Source organism: Stenotrophomonas panacihumi, assembly GCF_001431645.1.
Classification (GTDB): domain Bacteria; phylum Pseudomonadota; class Gammaproteobacteria; order Xanthomonadales; family Xanthomonadaceae; genus Stenotrophomonas_A; species Stenotrophomonas_A panacihumi.
Genome location: NZ_LLXU01000119.1, coordinates 1 through 15,000 on the forward strand (window position 1 = coordinate 1; position 15,000 = coordinate 15,000).

A 15,000-nucleotide genomic window follows, 5' to 3' on the forward strand; every position below is an offset into this window, starting at 1 on the left:
GGTGCGCTCGAACTTACCCTTTGCCATTGTTGTATACCTTGAATATCAGAAAGAAGAGAGGGAAGGACTGAGCTTACGCTCAGCCCTTCTTGATAACGGTGTCGGCGATGTTCGACGGGGCCGGCTCGTAGTGGTCGAACTCCATCGTGAAGGTCGCGCGACCCTGGGTCTGCGAACGCAGCGAGGTCGCGTAGCCGAACATTTCGCCCAGCGGGATCATCGCGTTGATGATCTTGCCCGACGGCGTTTCGTCAGAACCCTGCAGCACGCCGCGACGACGGCTCACGTCGCCCATCACGTCACCCAGGTAGTCCTCCGGGGTCACGATCTCGACCTTCATGATCGGCTCCAGCAGCACCGGCTTGGCCTTCGCGAAGCCCTGCTTGAACGCCATCGAGGCGGCCAGCTTGAACGCCATTTCCGACGAGTCGACGTCATGGTACGAGCCGAACACCAGCTTGACCTTGACGCCCACGACCGGGAAGCCAGCCAGCGGACCGCTGGTGATGGTTTCGCGCAGGCCCTTTTCGACGGACGGGATGAATTCCTTCGGAATCACACCACCGGTGATGTCGTTGACGAACAGGAAGTCGTCCTTGTAATCCTTGTTCGCCTTGTCTTCGTCCGACGCCGGCGACAGCTCGATCACGACGTGACCGTACTGGCCCTTGCCGCCCGACTGCTTGGCGTGCTTGTAGTCCGACTTGACGTCCGACGCCTGGATGGTCTCGCGGTACGCCACCTGCGGCTTGCCGACGTTGGCTTCGACGTTGAACTCGCGCTTCATGCGGTCAACGATGATGTCCAGGTGCAGCTCGCCCATGCCCGAGATGATCGTCTGGCCGGATTCTTCGTCGGTCTTGACGCGGAACGAGGGATCTTCCTGCGCCAGGCGGCCCAGGGCCATACCCATCTTTTCCTGGTCCGACTTGGTCTTCGGCTCCACGGCCATCGAGATCACCGGCTCCGGGAACACCATGCGCTCCAGGATGATCGGGTGGTCCAGCGAGCACATGGTGTCACCGGTGGTGACGTCCTTCAGGCCCACGGCCGCGGCGATGTCGCCCGCGCGCACTTCCTTGATTTCGGTACGGTCGTTCGAATGCATCTGCAGCAGACGGCCGATGCGCTCCTTCTTGCCCTTGACCGAGTTCAGCACCTGGTCGCCGGCATTGAGCACGCCCGAGTAGACGCGGAAGAACGTCAGCGCGCCCACGAACGGGTCGGTGATGATCTTGAACGCCAGCGAGGAGAACGGTGCCTTGTCATCCGACGCGCGGGTCAGCTGCTTGGTCTCGTCATCGACGTCGGTACCGGTCACCGGCGGCACGTCGACCGGCGACGGCAGCAGGCGCACGACGCCGTCGAGCATCGCCTGGACGCCCTTGTTCTTGAACGCCGAGCCACAGAACATCGGAACGATCTCGGTGGCCAGCGTACGGATACGCAGGGCCTCGATGATCTCGGCCTCGGTCAGCTCTTCGCCGCCCAGGTACTTTTCCATCAGCTCTTCATTGGCTTCCGCGGCCGACTCAACCATGTAGGCACGGGCTTCGTTCGCCTTCTCGACCAGGTCGGCCGGGATGTCGCGATACTCGAACACGGTGCCCTGCGAGGCGGCATCCCAATGGATGGCCTTCATCTTCAGCAGGTCGACCACGCCTTCGAAGCCGTCTTCGGCGCCGATCGGCACCTGCATCGGCACCGGCACCGCGCCCAGGCGCGCCTTCAGCTGGCCGACGACCTTGTCGAAGTTCGCACCGGTGCGGTCCATCTTGTTGACGAACGCGATGCGCGGCACGTGGTAACGGTTGGCCTGGCGCCACACGGTTTCCGACTGCGGCTGGACGCCACCGACGGCGCACAGCACGAACACCGCGCCGTCAAGCACGCGCAGCGAACGCTCGACTTCGATGGTGAAGTCGACGTGCCCGGGGGTGTCGATGATGTTGAAGCGGTGCTCCTCCATCGACTTGTCCATGCCCTTCCAGAACGCGGTGGTGGCAGCGGACTGGATCGTGATGCCACGCTCCTGTTCCTGCTCCATCCAGTCCATGGTGGCGGCGCCGTCGTGCACTTCACCGATCTTGTGGCTGACGCCGGTGTAGAACAGGATGCGCTCGGACGTGGTGGTCTTGCCGGCATCGATGTGGGCCATGATGCCGAAATTGCGGTAACGCTCGATGGGAGTGGTACGGGCCACGGGAGCCTCTCAATTTCTCGGATTTCGGATGGCCGAACGCCGCCTTTCGGCGGCCTTCGGGTTTTTTGTGGCGCGCTGCGCGCCACGATGTTCAGCACCTCATATGGTGCTGCAGGGCCTCGTTTCCAAGGCCCCCGACCTCACCAGCGGTAATGCGCGAAGGCCTTGTTCGCTTCCGCCATACGGTGGGTTTCTTCACGCTTCTTGATGGCACCGCCGCGGTTTTCCGAGGCGTCCAGGAGTTCGGCAGCCAGCTTGCGCGGCATCGTGTTCTCGCCACGCTTGCGGGCGGAATCGATCAGCCAACGCATGGCAAGGGCCATACGGCGAGAGGCGCGAACTTCGACCGGAACCTGGTAAGTAGCGCCGCCGACGCGACGCGACTTGACCTCAACGGTCGGTGCCACGTTGTCCAGTGCCTTCTGCACCAGATCAATGGCGTTCGGATTCTTTTCGCCGATGACGTCCATAGCGCCATACACGATTTTCTCTGCAACCGACTTCTTGCCAGACTGCATCACCATGTTGATGAAGCGGGCAATGGTTTCGCTGCCATGCTTGGGATCAGGCAGGACGGTGCGCTGCGGAGTAGAACCTTTACGGGACATTAGTTGATTTCCTTAGCTCTTCGGGCGCTTGGCGCCGTACTTCGAACGGCCCTGGCGACGCTTTGCAACGCCAGCGGCGTCGAGCGAACCACGGACGGTGTGGTAACGGACACCCGGCAGATCCTTGACGCGGCCACCGCGGATCAGGACCACGGAGTGCTCCTGCAGGTTGTGGCCTTCGCCGCCGATGTAGCTGATGACCTCTTCCTGATTGGTCAGGCGAACCTTTGCAACCTTGCGGAGGGCCGAGTTCGGCTTCTTCGGGGTAGTGGTGTAGACGCGCGTGCACACGCCACGACGCTGCGGACACTTGTCCAGCGCCGGGGAGGCACTCTTGTAGGTGGTCGCTTGCCGAGGCTTGCGGACCAGCTGATTGATAGTCGCCATCAGTGGATTCTTCTGAATGGAGAGTCGTCGGACCCTCATGAAAACGACGACAGGCCGAAAGGCCGGCCTGCCGAGAGGCGGGAGTATAGCTGGCAGGTCAAATTCCCGTCAACCGAGGGGTTTTCGGCCTGCTGGCCCATCCCGGGCCGGGAAGACGGAGGGCGTCCTGCCCTCCTTTTCACTTTCCCGGCGTGGCCTGTTCAGCCACGCCGGTACCGCTTTGCTTACTCCTCGTCGGAGCCTGCCTCGACCGGCGCCGGAGCGGCGGTTTCGGCGGCCGGCGCGGTGCCGGCCAGGGTTTCCATCTCGGACTCGGTGAGACCGGTCGCGCCGCGACGGCGCTGGGTGTGGTACGTCAAACCGGTACCGGCCGGGATCAGGCGGCCGACGATCACGTTTTCCTTCAGGCCGCGCAGGTTGTCGCTGGTGCCACGGACCGCCGCCTCGGTGAGGACGCGGGTGGTCTCCTGAAACGACGCGGCCGAGATGAACGACTCGGTCGCCAGCGAGGCCTTGGTGATGCCCAGCAGCACCGGGTCGAACTTGGCCGGCAGCTCGTTGCGGGCAGCCAGGCGCACGTTCTCCTCGATGACGCGCTGGCGCTCGGCCTGCTCGCCATTGAGGAACTTGCTGTTGCCCTGGTCGGTGATCTCGACCTTGCGCAGCATCTGGCGGGTGATCACCTCGATGTGCTTGTCGTTGATCTTCACGCCCTGCAGGCGGTACACGTCCTGGATTTCCTTGACCAGGTAGGCGGCCAGCGGCTCGACACCCAGCAGGCGCAGGATGTCCTGCGGGCTCGGCTCGCCGTCCACCACGGTCTCGCCCTTGGTCACGTGCTCACCTTCGAACACGATGATCTGGCGGTACTTCGGAATCAGCTCTTCGTGCTCGCTGCCGTCGGTGTCCTTGATGATCAGGCGCTGCTTGCCCTTGGTGTCCTTGCCGAAGCTGATCACGCCCGAACGCTCGGCCAGGATCGCCGGATCCTTCGGCTTGCGCGCTTCGAACAGGTCGGCCACGCGCGGCAGACCACCGGTGATGTCGCGGGTCTTGGACGCTTCCTGCGGGATCTTGGCGACCACGTCACCCACGCCGACGGCGGCGCCGTCCTGCAGGTTGACGATCGAGCGCGGCGGCAGCAGGTACTGCGCCGGCAGGTCGGTGCCCGGGATCGACAGGTCGTTGCCCTTGGCGTCGACGATGCGCACCAGCGGACGCAGGTCCTTGCCCTGCGAGCCGCGACGCTTCGGATCGGTGATCTCGCGCGAAGCCAGGCCGGTCAGCTCGTCGGTCTTCTCGATGACGGTGATGCCGTCGATGAAGTCCACGAAGCGGATGAAGCCCGCCACTTCCGACACGATCGGGTGGTTATGCGGATCCCAGTTGGCCACGGTCTGGCCAGCCTTGATCTCGGCGGCATCCTTGACCGAGATGTTGGCGCCGTACGGCAGCTTGTAGCGCTCGCGCTCGCGGCCATGGGCGTCGAGCACCGAGATTTCGCCCGAACGCGACACCGCGACCAGCGTGCCATTGGCATGCTCGACCGACTTGAGGTTGGTGAACTTCACCGAACCGGTGGTCTTGACGGTGATGTTGTCCACCGCCGCGGCACGCGACGCCGCACCACCGATGTGGAACGTACGCATGGTCAGCTGGGTACCCGGCTCACCGATCGACTGCGCGGCGATGACGCCCACCGCTTCACCGATGTTGACCAGGTGGCCACGAGCCAGGTCGCGACCATAGCAGTGACCGCACACGCCGAACGGCGATTCGCAGGTGATGGTCGAGCGGACCTTGATCGACTGCACGCTCGCCTCTTCCAGCTTGGCGACCCACTGCTCGTCGAGCAGGGTGTTGCGGGTGACGATCGGCTCCTCGTCGTTGCCCGGCAGGAACACGTCCTCGGCCACGACGCGGCCCAGCACGCGGTCCTTCAGCGGCTCGACCACGTCGCCGCCTTCCACGATCGGGGTCATGGTCAGGCCTTCGACGGTGCCGCAGTCGACTTCGGTGATCACCACGTCCTGCGCCACGTCGACGAGGCGACGGGTCAGGTAACCGGAGTTCGCGGTCTTCAGCGCGGTATCGGCCAGACCCTTACGGGCACCGTGGGTGGAGTTGAAGTACTCCTGCACGTTCAGGCCTTCGCGGAAGTTCGCCTTGATGGGCGTCTCGATGATCGAGCCGTCCGGGCGGGCCATCAGGCCGCGCATGCCGGCCAGCTGGCGGATCTGCGCCTGGCTACCACGCGCACCGGAGTCGGCCATGATGTACAGCGAGTTCATCGACTTCTGGTCGATGGTCTCGCCCTTGGCATTGACGACCTTCTCGGTACCGATGGTGTCCATCATCGCCTTGGCGATGCGCTCGTTGGTGCGCGACCAGATGTCGACCACCTTGTTGTAGCGCTCGCCGGCGGTGACCAGGCCCGACTGGTACTGCTCCTGGATTTCCAGCACCTCGGCCTCGGCCTCGGTCAGGATGCCCTTCTTCTCGTCCGGGATCAGCATGTCGTCGATGCCGATCGACACGCCGGCGCGGGTCGCGTAGGCGTAGCCGGTGTACATCAGGCGGTCGGCGAACACCACGGTGTCCTTCAGGCCGAGCATGCGGTACGACGAGTTGATCAGGCGCGAGATGTTCTTCTTGGTCATCTCGGTGTTGGCCAGCGCGAACGGCAGGCCTTCCGGCAGGATTTCGCTCAGCAGGGCGCGACCGACCGTGGTGTCCACGATCGAGGTCTTCTTCTGCTTGGCGCCGGCCTCGTCGGTCACCACTTCGGTGATGCGGACCTTGACCTTGGCGTGCAGCTCGACCACGCGGTTGTCGTAGGCGCGCTTCACTTCGTTGGTGTTGGCGAACACCATGCCCTCGCCCTTCTTGTTCTCCAGGGCGCGGCTCAGGTAGTACAGGCCCAACACGACGTCCTGCGACGGCACGATGATCGGCTCGCCGTTGGCCGGCGACAGGATGTTGTTGGTGGACATCATCAGCGCACGCGCTTCCAGCTGGGCTTCCAGCGAGAGCGGCACGTGGACGGCCATCTGGTCACCGTCGAAGTCGGCGTTGAACGCGGTGCAGACCAGCGGGTGCAGCTGGATCGCCTTGCCTTCGATCAGCACCGGCTCGAACGCCTGGATACCCAGGCGGTGCAGGGTCGGGGCACGGTTCAGCAGCACCGGGTGCTCGCGGATGACCTCTTCGAGGATATCCCACACCTCGGCCTCTTCACGCTCGACCAGCTTCTTGGCGGCCTTGATCGTGGTGGCCAGGCCGCGACGCTGCAGCTTGGCGAAGACGAACGGCTTGAACAGCTCCAGCGCCATCTTCTTCGGCAGGCCGCACTGGTGCAGCTTCAGGTACGGACCGACGGTGATGACCGAACGACCCGAGTAGTCCACGCGCTTGCCGAGCAGGTTCTGGCGGAAGCGACCCTGCTTGCCCTTGATCATGTCGGCGAGCGACTTGAGCGGGCGCTTGTTGGTGCCGGTGATGGCACGGCCGCGACGGCCGTTGTCCAGCAGGGCGTCAACCGATTCCTGCAGCATGCGCTTTTCGTTGCGCACGATGATGTCCGGCGCGTTCAGCTCGAGCAGGCGGCGCAGGCGGTTGTTGCGGTTGATGACGCGGCGGTACAGGTCGTTGAGGTCGGAGGTCGCGAAGCGGCCGCCGTCCAGCGGGACCAGCGGGCGCAGGTCCGGCGGCAGCACCGGCAGCACGGTCATGACCATCCACTCCGGACGGTTGCCGGACTCGATGAAGGCCTCGATCAGCTTGATGCGCTTGGTGAGGCGCTTGAGCTTGGTTTCCGAACCGGTGCTGGCGATCTCCTCGCGCAGGCGGGTCATTTCCGACTGCAGGTCGATCGTGCGCAGCAGCTCGTACACGGCCTCGGCGCCCATGGCGGCGTCGAAGTCGTCGCCATGCTCCTGGCGCGCGGTCAGGTACTGCTCTTCGGTCAGCAGCTGGCGGCGCTCGAGCGAGGTCAGGCCCGGCTCGGTCACCACGTAGGCTTCGAAGTACAGCACGCGCTCGATGTCACGCAGGGTCATGTCCAGCATCAGGCCGATGCGCGACGGCAGCGACTTGAGGAACCAGATGTGCGCGACCGGCGAGGCCAGGTCGATGTGGCCCATGCGCTCGCGGCGCACCTTGGCCAGGGTGACTTCGGTGCCGCACTTCTCGCAGACCACGCCGCGGTGCTTCATGCGCTTGTACTTGCCGCACAGGCACTCGTAGTCCTTGATCGGCCCGAAGATGGCCGCGCAGAACAGGCCGTCACGCTCCGGCTTGAAGGTACGGTAGTTGATGGTTTCCGGCTTCTTCACTTCGCCGAAGGACCACGAACGGATCAGGTCCGGCGAAGCCAGCGCGATCTTGATCGCGTCGAAGTCCAGCGTCTGGCGCTGCTGGTTGAAGAGGTTGAGCAGGTCTTTCATGGTGTTTCTCCGTCAGGAGGAATACTTGTCGATGGGGGCTTTCGGACGCTTGCGGCGGCGCGGATGCCTTCGCATCCGCGCCTGCGCGATCAATTGCCTTCCAGCTCCATGTTGATGGCCAGCGAGCGGATTTCCTTCACGAGGACGTTGAAGGACTCCGGCATGCCCGCGACCATCTCGTGCGCGCCATCGACGATGTTCTTGTACATCTGGTTGCGGCCCTGCACGTCGTCGGACTTCACCGTCAGCATTTCCTGCAGGGTGTAGGCCGCGCCGTACGCTTCCAGCGCCCAGACTTCCATTTCACCGAAGCGCTGGCCGCCGAACTGCGCCTTGCCGCCCAGCGGCTGCTGGGTGACGAGCGAGTACGGACCAGTCGAACGGGCGTGCATCTTGTCGTCGACCAGGTGGTTCAGCTTCAGCATGTGCATGTAGCCGACCGTGGTGTGGCGATCGAACGGTTCACCGGTGCGGCCGTCATACAGCTGGGTCTGACCGCTCTGCGGCAGGTCGGCCAGTTCCAGCATGCGCTTGATTTCCGCTTCGGTGGCGCCGTCGAACACCGGGGTCGCCATCGGCACGCCGTCGGTGAGGTTCTTGGCCAGGTTCAGCAGCTCGGCATCGGAGAACTGCGACAGGTCGACGCGATCCTCGCCCAGCTTCTTCTCGTGGTTGTAGATCTCGGCGAGGAACTTGCGCAGCTCGGCCACGGCGGTCTGGGCTTCCAGCATGCGCTGGATCTTGCGGCCCAGGCCCTTCGCGGCCCAGCCCAGGTGCACTTCCAGCACCTGGCCGATGTTCATGCGCGACGGCACGCCCAGCGGGTTCAGCACGATGTCCACGGTCTCGCCGTTGGCCATGTAGGGCATGTCCTCGATCGGCTGGATCATGGACACGACGCCCTTGTTGCCGTGGCGGCCGGCCATCTTGTCACCCGGCTGGATGCGACGCTTCACCGCCAGGAACACCTTGACCATCTTCAGCACGCCCGGGGCGAGGTCGTCGCCCTGGGTGATCTTGCCGCGCTTGTCGGCGAAGCGGTGCTCGAATTCCTTCTCGTGCGCCTGGATCTGCTTCTGCGCGCGCTCGACGGCCTCGGCGGCGTCGTCGTCCTTCATGCGCAGCTGGAACCAGTCAGCCTTCTTCAGGCCGTCCAGGTAGGCGTCGGAGATGGTGTCGCCCTTCTTCAGGCCGGCACCGCCGTTGGCCACCTTGCCGACGATCTGCGAGCGCAGGCGCGCGTAGATCGCCGCTTCCAGGATGCGGAACTGGTCGTCGAAGTCCTTCTTGACGCGCTTGATCTCGGACTCTTCGATCTGGCGGGCACGCTTGTCCTTCTCGATGCCGTCGCGGGTGAAGACCTGCACGTCGATGACGGTGCCGTCCATGCCCGGCGGAACGCGCAGCGAGCTGTCCTTCACGTCCGAAGCCTTCTCGCCGAAGATCGCGCGAAGCAGCTTCTCTTCCGGGGTCAGCTGGCTCTCGCCCTTCGGCGTGACCTTGCCGACCAGGATGTCGCCGGCGCGCACTTCGGCGCCGATGTACACCACGCCGGACTCGTCGAGGCGGTTCAGCGCCTGCTCGGAGACGTTCGGGATGTCGGCCGAGATTTCCTCCGGCCCCAGCTTGGTGTCACGCGCGACGCAGGTCAGCTCTTCGATGTGGATCGTGGTGTAGCGATCCTCTTCCACCACGCGCTCGGAGAGCAGGATGGAGTCTTCGAAGTTGTAGCCGTTCCACGGCATGAACGCGATCAGCATGTTCTGGCCCAGGGCCAGTTCGCCGATGTCGGTGGACGGACCGTCGGCCAGCACGTCGCCACGCGCGATCACGTCACCCACGTTCACCAGCGGACGCTGGTTGATGCAGGTGTTCTGGTTCGAGCGGGTGTACTTGATCAGGTTGTAGATGTCCACGCCGGCATCGGTGGCGCCAACGATCTCTTCCTCGTTGACCTTGACCACGATGCGCGCCGCGTCGATCTGCTCGATCACGCCGCCACGCTGCGCATTCACGGTCACGCCCGAGTCGCGCGCCACGGCGCGCTCGATGCCGGTGCCGACCAGCGGCTTCTGCGCACGCAGGGTCGGAACGGCCTGGCGCTGCATGTTCGCGCCCATCAGTGCGCGGTTGGCGTCGTCGTGCTCGAGGAACGGGACCAGCGCGGCCGCGATCGACACGGTCTGCATCGGCGAGACGTCCATGAAGTGCACTTCGGACGGCGGCTTGAGCAGCGACTCGCCCTGGAAGCGGCACGGCACGAACTGCTCGGTCAGGCGGCTCTTGGCGTCATGCAACGCGTTGGCCTGCGCGATGACGTACTCGTTTTCCTCGATCGCCGACAGGTACTCGACCTCGTCGGTGATCTGGCCGTCCACGACCTTGCGGTACGGGGTCTCGAGGAAACCGTACTTGTTGGTGCGCGCGTACACGGCGAGCGAGTTGATCAGGCCGATGTTCGGGCCTTCCGGCGTTTCGATGGTGCAGACGCGGCCGTAGTGGGTCGGGTGCACGTCGCGCACTTCGAAGCCGGCGCGCTCGCGGGTCAGGCCGCCCGGGCCCAGGGCCGAGACGCGACGCTTGTGCGTGACTTCCGACAGCGGGTTGTTCTGGTCCATGAACTGCGACAGCTGCGAGGAGCCGAAGAACTCCTTGATCGCGGCGGCCACCGGCTTGGCGTTGATCAGCTCCTGCGGGGTCAGGCCTTCCGACTCGGCCATCGACAGGCGCTCCTTCACGGCGCGCTCGACGCGGACCAGGCCGACGCGGAACACGTTCTCGGCCATTTCGCCGACCGAACGCACGCGACGGTTACCCAGGTGGTCGATGTCGTCCACCACGCCACGGCCGTTGCGGATCTCGCTCAGCACCTTGATGACGTCGAGGATGTCCGAGCTCTGTCCATGCGCGGCAACCAGGCGCTTGGACTCTTCGTCGTTGCGCTCGCCGTAGTACTTGCGGTCGTACAGCACGGCTTCGCCGGTGACTTCCTTGCGGCCGACACGGCGGTTGAACTTCATGCGGCCGACCGTGGACAGGTCGTAGCGCTCGAAGGTGAAGAACAGGTTGTGGAACAGGTTCTGCGCGGCGTCCTTGGTCGGCGGCTCGCCCGGACGCATCATGCGGTAGATCTCGACCAGGGCCTCGAGCTGGGTCTTGGTCGGGTCGATGCGCAGGGTGTTGGACAGGTACGGACCGCGGTCGAGGTCGTTCACCCACAGGGTGCCGACGGCGTCCACGCCGGCCTTGCGGAAGGCGGCCAGCTGGTCGTCGTTGATCTCGTCGTTGGCGTTGGCCAGCAGTTCGCCGGTCGAGGCGTCGATGACGTCATGCGACAGGATGCGGCCGACCAGGTACTCGTCCGGCACGGCCAGCGCGGCGATGCCCGAGGCTTCCAGCTGCTTCACATGGCGCGCGGTGATGCGCTTGCCGGCTTCCACGATGACCTTGTCGCCATCGGCCAGGTCGAAGTTCAGCGTTTCGCCACGCAGGCGCTCGGGCACCAGCTCCAGCTGGACGCCTTCGTCCGGGTTGATGTGGAAGGTGTTGATGTCGAAGAACTCGTTCAGCATCTCCTCGTTGGAGTAGCCGAGCGCGCGCAGCAGGATCGACACCGGCAGCTTGCGGCGACGGTCGATACGGGTGAACAGCGCGTCCTTCGGGTCGAACTCGAAGTCCAGCCACGAGCCGCGGTAAGGAATGATGCGGGCGCTGTACAGCAGCTTGCCCGAGCTGTGGGTCTTGCCACGGTCGTGGTCGAAGAACACGCCCGGCGAGCGGTGCAGCTGCGAGACGATGACGCGCTCGGTGCCGTTGACGATGAAGGTGCCGTTGTCGGTCATGAGCGGGATCTCGCCCAGGTAGACCTCCTGCTCCTTCACGTACTTGATGGCCTTGGTGGTCGACTCGCGGTCGTAGATCACCAGGCGCACGGTCACGCGCAGCGGTGCGCCGTAGGACAGGCCACGGTTGCGGCACTCGCGCTCGTCGAACACCGGGTCGCCCAGCTTGTAGCCGACGTATTCCAGGGCGGCGTTGCCGCTGTAGCTGGAAATCGGGAACACCGACTTCAGGGCGGCGTGCAGGCCATGGTCCGTGCGCTTGGCCGGATCAATGTTTTCCTGCAGGAATTCACGATAGGAATCCACCTGGATGGCGAGCAGGAACGGGACCTCGAGGATCGAGCGCTGCTTGCCGAAATCCTTGCGGATACGCTTCTTTTCGGTGAACGAATAAGACGTCATGGGATCTTCCACCTTGGCTGTGGGGGCCGCGCGTCCGCGACCCAAAGATTACGAGTTGTCAGTTGGAAGTCGCTGGTATTGCCGGCACCAGCACGCCTTCTCCCGCTACTTCCAACTACCAACTCCCGAAACTGAGTTGGTTTTCAGGCCATCAGGGACACGAGATCCCATCAACGGCCAAAGGCCGGGGGCTTTCGCCCCCAGCCTTCAGTGCACCGCCGTGTAAGGCTGGCGATGCAAAGTACTGCTTACTTGACTTCGACGGTCGCGCCAGCGGCCTCGAGATCCTTCTTGAACTTCTCGGCGTCTTCCTTCGACACGGCTTCCTTCAGGACGCCGCCGGCCTCGGTGAGGTCCTTGGCTTCCTTCAGGCCCAGGCCGGTGATGGCGCGGACAGCCTTGATGACGTCGACCTTCTTGGCGCCGGCGTCCTTCAGGATGATGTTGAACTCGGTCTGCTCTTCGACAGCGGCGGCCGGGCCGGCGGCGGCGGCAACAGCCACCGGGGCGGCGGCGGAAACGCCGAACTTGTCTTCGATGGCCTTGACCAGGTCCATCACTTCCATCAGGGACTTCTCGGCGATGGCGTCGACGATCTGCTCGTTGGTAAGGGACATTTTGATTACCTTCTGAAAATTTTCTGGATGGTGTTTCTAGCGGGAAGCTAGGGACATCGAACTCAGGCGGTTTCGGCGACAGGTTCGGCGGCGGCGCCACCTTCCTGCTTCTCGCCGACGGCCTTGACGGCGCGGGCGAACATCGTCACCGGCTCGGTCAGGACGCGGGCCAGCATGGCCAGGGCCTGGTCGCGGGTCGGCAGCGAAGCCAGGACGTCGACGTGGCTGGCCGGGAAGACCTCACCACCGATCGAAACGACCTTCGCCTGCAGCTTGTCGTTACCCTTGGCAAATTCCTTGATCAGGCGACCGGCGGCGCCGGGCTCCTCGAGCGAGAACGCATACAGCAGCGGACCGACCAGCTTGTCCTTGACGACTGCGTAATCGGTGCCTTCGACGGCGCGCGCGGCCAGCGTGTTCTTGACAACCTTCAAGAAAACGCCGGTTTCGCGGGCCTGCTTGCGCATCGCGGTCATCTGGGAGACCGTGGTGCCAGCGTATTCGGCTGCGATCAAGGAGTGGGCCTTGGCGGCGACGTCTGCCAGTTCGGCGACAACTTCTTGCTTCTGGGACAGATTGAGAGCCATTGCACTCCTCCAATTGAACTCCGCGCACGGCTCCTGCCGCTTGCGGTCCAGGGCGGCATCCTTCCTGGACGCCGGGGGCATCGACCGATGCCCCGGTGGTGGCCGTTCTAGACCTGGAGTGAGCCAACCTGGGAAATCCCAGACCGCGTAACCAGAAAAACTCCAGAAGGGCGACACCATCTACGCAGGCCTGCCTCCTTGCGGAGGTGGATTAAGCGTTGCTGCGAAACCGGCGGCGACTCCCTGCCATTGCGAGCTTCCGTGCCCGTCGCCGATCTACGCAAACACCGCGCCTGCGGTCTTTGACGGCTACCGCCAGCCGAAGCGGGCGGTCGCCTTCAAATGTCCTGCCCCGGCCGGAGCCGAGACGGGTTGAAACCTGTACTACCTGGACAAGGCGGGCTGATGACAGCCGCCCTGCCCTTCGATCACTTCAGCGAAAGGCTGGACTGGTCGACGGTGACGCCCGGGCCCATGGTCGAGCTCAGCGACACCTTCTGCAGGTAGGTACCCTTCGAGGTGGCCGGCTTGGCCTTGATCAGGTCGGCCAGCAGCGCCTGCAGGTTCGACTTCAGCGCTTCGTCGTCGAAGCTGGCCTTGCCGATGGTGCAGTGGATGATGCCGGCCTTGTCGGTGCGGTAACGCACCTGGCCCGACTTGGCGTTCTTCACCGCTTCGCCCGGGTTCGGGGAGACGGTGCCGACCTTCGGGTTCGGCATCAGGCCGCGCGGGCCCAGCACGGTGCCCAGCTTACCGACGACGCGCATGGCGTCCGGGGTCGCGATGACGACGTCGTAGTTCAGGTCGCCGGCCTGCATCTTCTCGGCCAGGTCGTCCATGCCCACGGCCTCGGCGCCGGCAGCCAGCGCCTCGTCGGCCTTGGCACCGGCCGGGGCGAACACGGCCACGCGCACGCTCTTGCCGGTACCGGCCGGCAGCACGGTCGAGCCGCGCACCTGCTGGTCCGACTTCTTCGCGTCCACGCCCAGGCGCACGGCAACGTCGACGGACTCGACGAACTTGGCCTTGGTGGCGGTCTTCAGGATCTTGATCGCGTCCTCGAAGGCATAAGCCTTGCCCGGGACGACGGCGGCCTTGATGGCCTTCTCACGCTTGGTCTGTGCCATCGAATTAACCCTCCACCACCAGGCCCATGGAACGGGCCGAGCCCGCAATCGTACGCACCGCAGCTTCCAGCTCGGCCGCCGTCAGGTCGGCTTCCTTCGCCTTGGCGATCTCTTCGAGCTGCTTGCGGGTGACCTTGCCCACCTTCTCGGTGTTCGGGCGCTTGGAGCCCGAGGCGACGCCGGCGGCCTTCTTCAGCAGAACGCTGGCCGGGGTGCTCTTGGTGATGAAGGTGAAGGTACGGTCCGAATAGGCCGTGATGATGACCGGGGTCGGCAGACCCGGCTCGAGCTTCTGCGTGGCAGCGTTGAACGCCTTGCAGAACTCCATGATGTTCAGGCCGCGCTGACCCAGCGCAGGACCGACCGGCGGCGAGGGGTTGGCCTGACCGGCCTTCACCTGCAGCTTGATGTAACCGACAACTTTCTTTGCCATGACTGTGCTCTCCGGGTGCTAGCGCCTGACTTCAGGCTCCCCATCGGGCCGGGAATGACGTACGCGTCCCGGCATCGCGTTTTTCTTGCGCAGACGGCCACCGAACGGTGGCCGAGGGTTCTGGCGGCTTGCCAGAAGGAGCGAGCCGCGCAGTATACCAGCAATTTGGGGCCGCCGCTCAAGCGGCGGCCGGGGGCCTGTTCAGCCCTTTTCGACCTGGCCGAATTCCAGCTCGACCGGGGTCGAACGGCCGAAGATCAGGACGGCCACGCGCAGGCGGCTCTTCTCGTAATTGACTTCCTCGACCACGCCGTTGAAGTCGTTGAACGGGCCGTCGATGACGCGGACC

Annotated in this window: 10 protein-coding genes (1 of these 10 only partly in view); all 10 read right to left on the reverse strand. The window is 64.5% G+C overall.

Going from position 1 to position 15,000, the window contains the following annotated elements; genetic code table 11:
* Window positions 1-79: 79 nt before the first annotated feature.
* Window positions 80-2,203, reverse strand: coding sequence for an elongation factor G (gene fusA, locus ARC20_RS15090; RefSeq protein WP_057648571.1), 2,124 nt, complete (start codon window positions 2,201-2,203; stop codon window positions 80-82).
* 140 nt (window positions 2,204-2,343) lie between these two features.
* Entirely contained in the window at window positions 2,344-2,811 is a 468-nt protein-coding gene (gene rpsG / locus ARC20_RS15095; RefSeq protein ID WP_057648573.1) for a 30S ribosomal protein S7, read from the reverse strand.
* 12 nt (window positions 2,812-2,823) lie between these two features.
* Window positions 2,824-3,198, reverse strand: coding sequence for a 30S ribosomal protein S12 (gene rpsL / locus ARC20_RS15100; protein ID WP_003469157.1), 375 nt, complete (start codon window positions 3,196-3,198; stop codon window positions 2,824-2,826).
* Window positions 3,199-3,422: 224 nt separating this feature from the next.
* Window positions 3,423-7,643, reverse strand: coding sequence for a DNA-directed RNA polymerase subunit beta' (gene rpoC, locus ARC20_RS15105; protein WP_057648575.1), 4,221 nt, complete (start codon window positions 7,641-7,643; stop codon window positions 3,423-3,425).
* An 89-nt stretch (window positions 7,644-7,732) separates the two neighbouring features.
* Window positions 7,733-11,887 carry a DNA-directed RNA polymerase subunit beta gene (gene rpoB / locus ARC20_RS15110; protein WP_057648577.1) on the reverse strand — a complete coding sequence of 1,385 codons (4,155 nt, stop codon included), beginning with the start codon at window positions 11,885-11,887 and terminating at the stop codon, window positions 7,733-7,735.
* Window positions 11,888-12,135: 248 nt separating this feature from the next.
* Window positions 12,136-12,504: a 50S ribosomal protein L7/L12 gene (gene rplL / locus ARC20_RS15115; protein WP_057648579.1), complete on the reverse strand. Its 369-nt coding sequence runs from the start codon at window positions 12,502-12,504 to the stop codon at window positions 12,136-12,138.
* 62 nt (window positions 12,505-12,566) lie between these two features.
* Entirely contained in the window at window positions 12,567-13,091 is a 525-nt protein-coding gene (gene rplJ / locus ARC20_RS15120) for a 50S ribosomal protein L10 (RefSeq protein ID WP_057648581.1), read from the reverse strand.
* Window positions 13,092-13,519: 428 nt separating this feature from the next.
* Complete coding sequence (gene rplA / locus ARC20_RS15125) at window positions 13,520-14,218, reverse strand: 50S ribosomal protein L1 (protein WP_057648583.1); 699 nt, start codon at window positions 14,216-14,218, stop codon at window positions 13,520-13,522.
* A 4-nt stretch (window positions 14,219-14,222) separates the two neighbouring features.
* A complete protein-coding gene (rplK, locus tag ARC20_RS15130; RefSeq protein ID WP_057648585.1) occupies window positions 14,223-14,651 on the reverse strand; it encodes a 50S ribosomal protein L11 in 429 nt (142 codons plus the stop codon).
* A gap of 201 nt (window positions 14,652-14,852) precedes the next feature.
* Window positions 14,853-15,000, reverse strand: partial view of a transcription termination/antitermination protein NusG gene (gene nusG, locus ARC20_RS15135; RefSeq protein WP_057648587.1) — the 3' portion only. Its footprint extends 410 nt past the window's final position; only the last 148 of its 558 coding nucleotides appear in the window; its start codon lies off the right edge, out of view — the gene reads right to left on this strand; its stop codon occupies window positions 14,853-14,855.

Coding starts and splice junctions, on each gene's coding strand:
- rpsG (WP_057648573.1), bottom strand. CDS start 2,811: ATGTCCCGTAAAGGTTCTACTCCGCAGCGCACCGTCCTGCCTGATCCC.
- rpsL (WP_003469157.1), bottom strand. CDS start 3,198: ATGGCGACTATCAATCAGCTGGTCCGCAAGCCTCGGCAAGCGACCACC.
- rpoC (WP_057648575.1), bottom strand. CDS start 7,643: ATGAAAGACCTGCTCAACCTCTTCAACCAGCAGCGCCAGACGCTGGAC.
- rpoB (WP_057648577.1), bottom strand. CDS start 11,887: ATGACGTCTTATTCGTTCACCGAAAAGAAGCGTATCCGCAAGGATTTC.
- rplL (WP_057648579.1), bottom strand. CDS start 12,504: ATGTCCCTTACCAACGAGCAGATCGTCGACGCCATCGCCGAGAAGTCC.
- rplJ (WP_057648581.1), bottom strand. CDS start 13,091: ATGGCTCTCAATCTGTCCCAGAAGCAAGAAGTTGTCGCCGAACTGGCA.
- rplA (WP_057648583.1), bottom strand. CDS start 14,218: ATGGCACAGACCAAGCGTGAGAAGGCCATCAAGGCCGCCGTCGTCCCG.
- rplK (WP_057648585.1), bottom strand. CDS start 14,651: ATGGCAAAGAAAGTTGTCGGTTACATCAAGCTGCAGGTGAAGGCCGGT.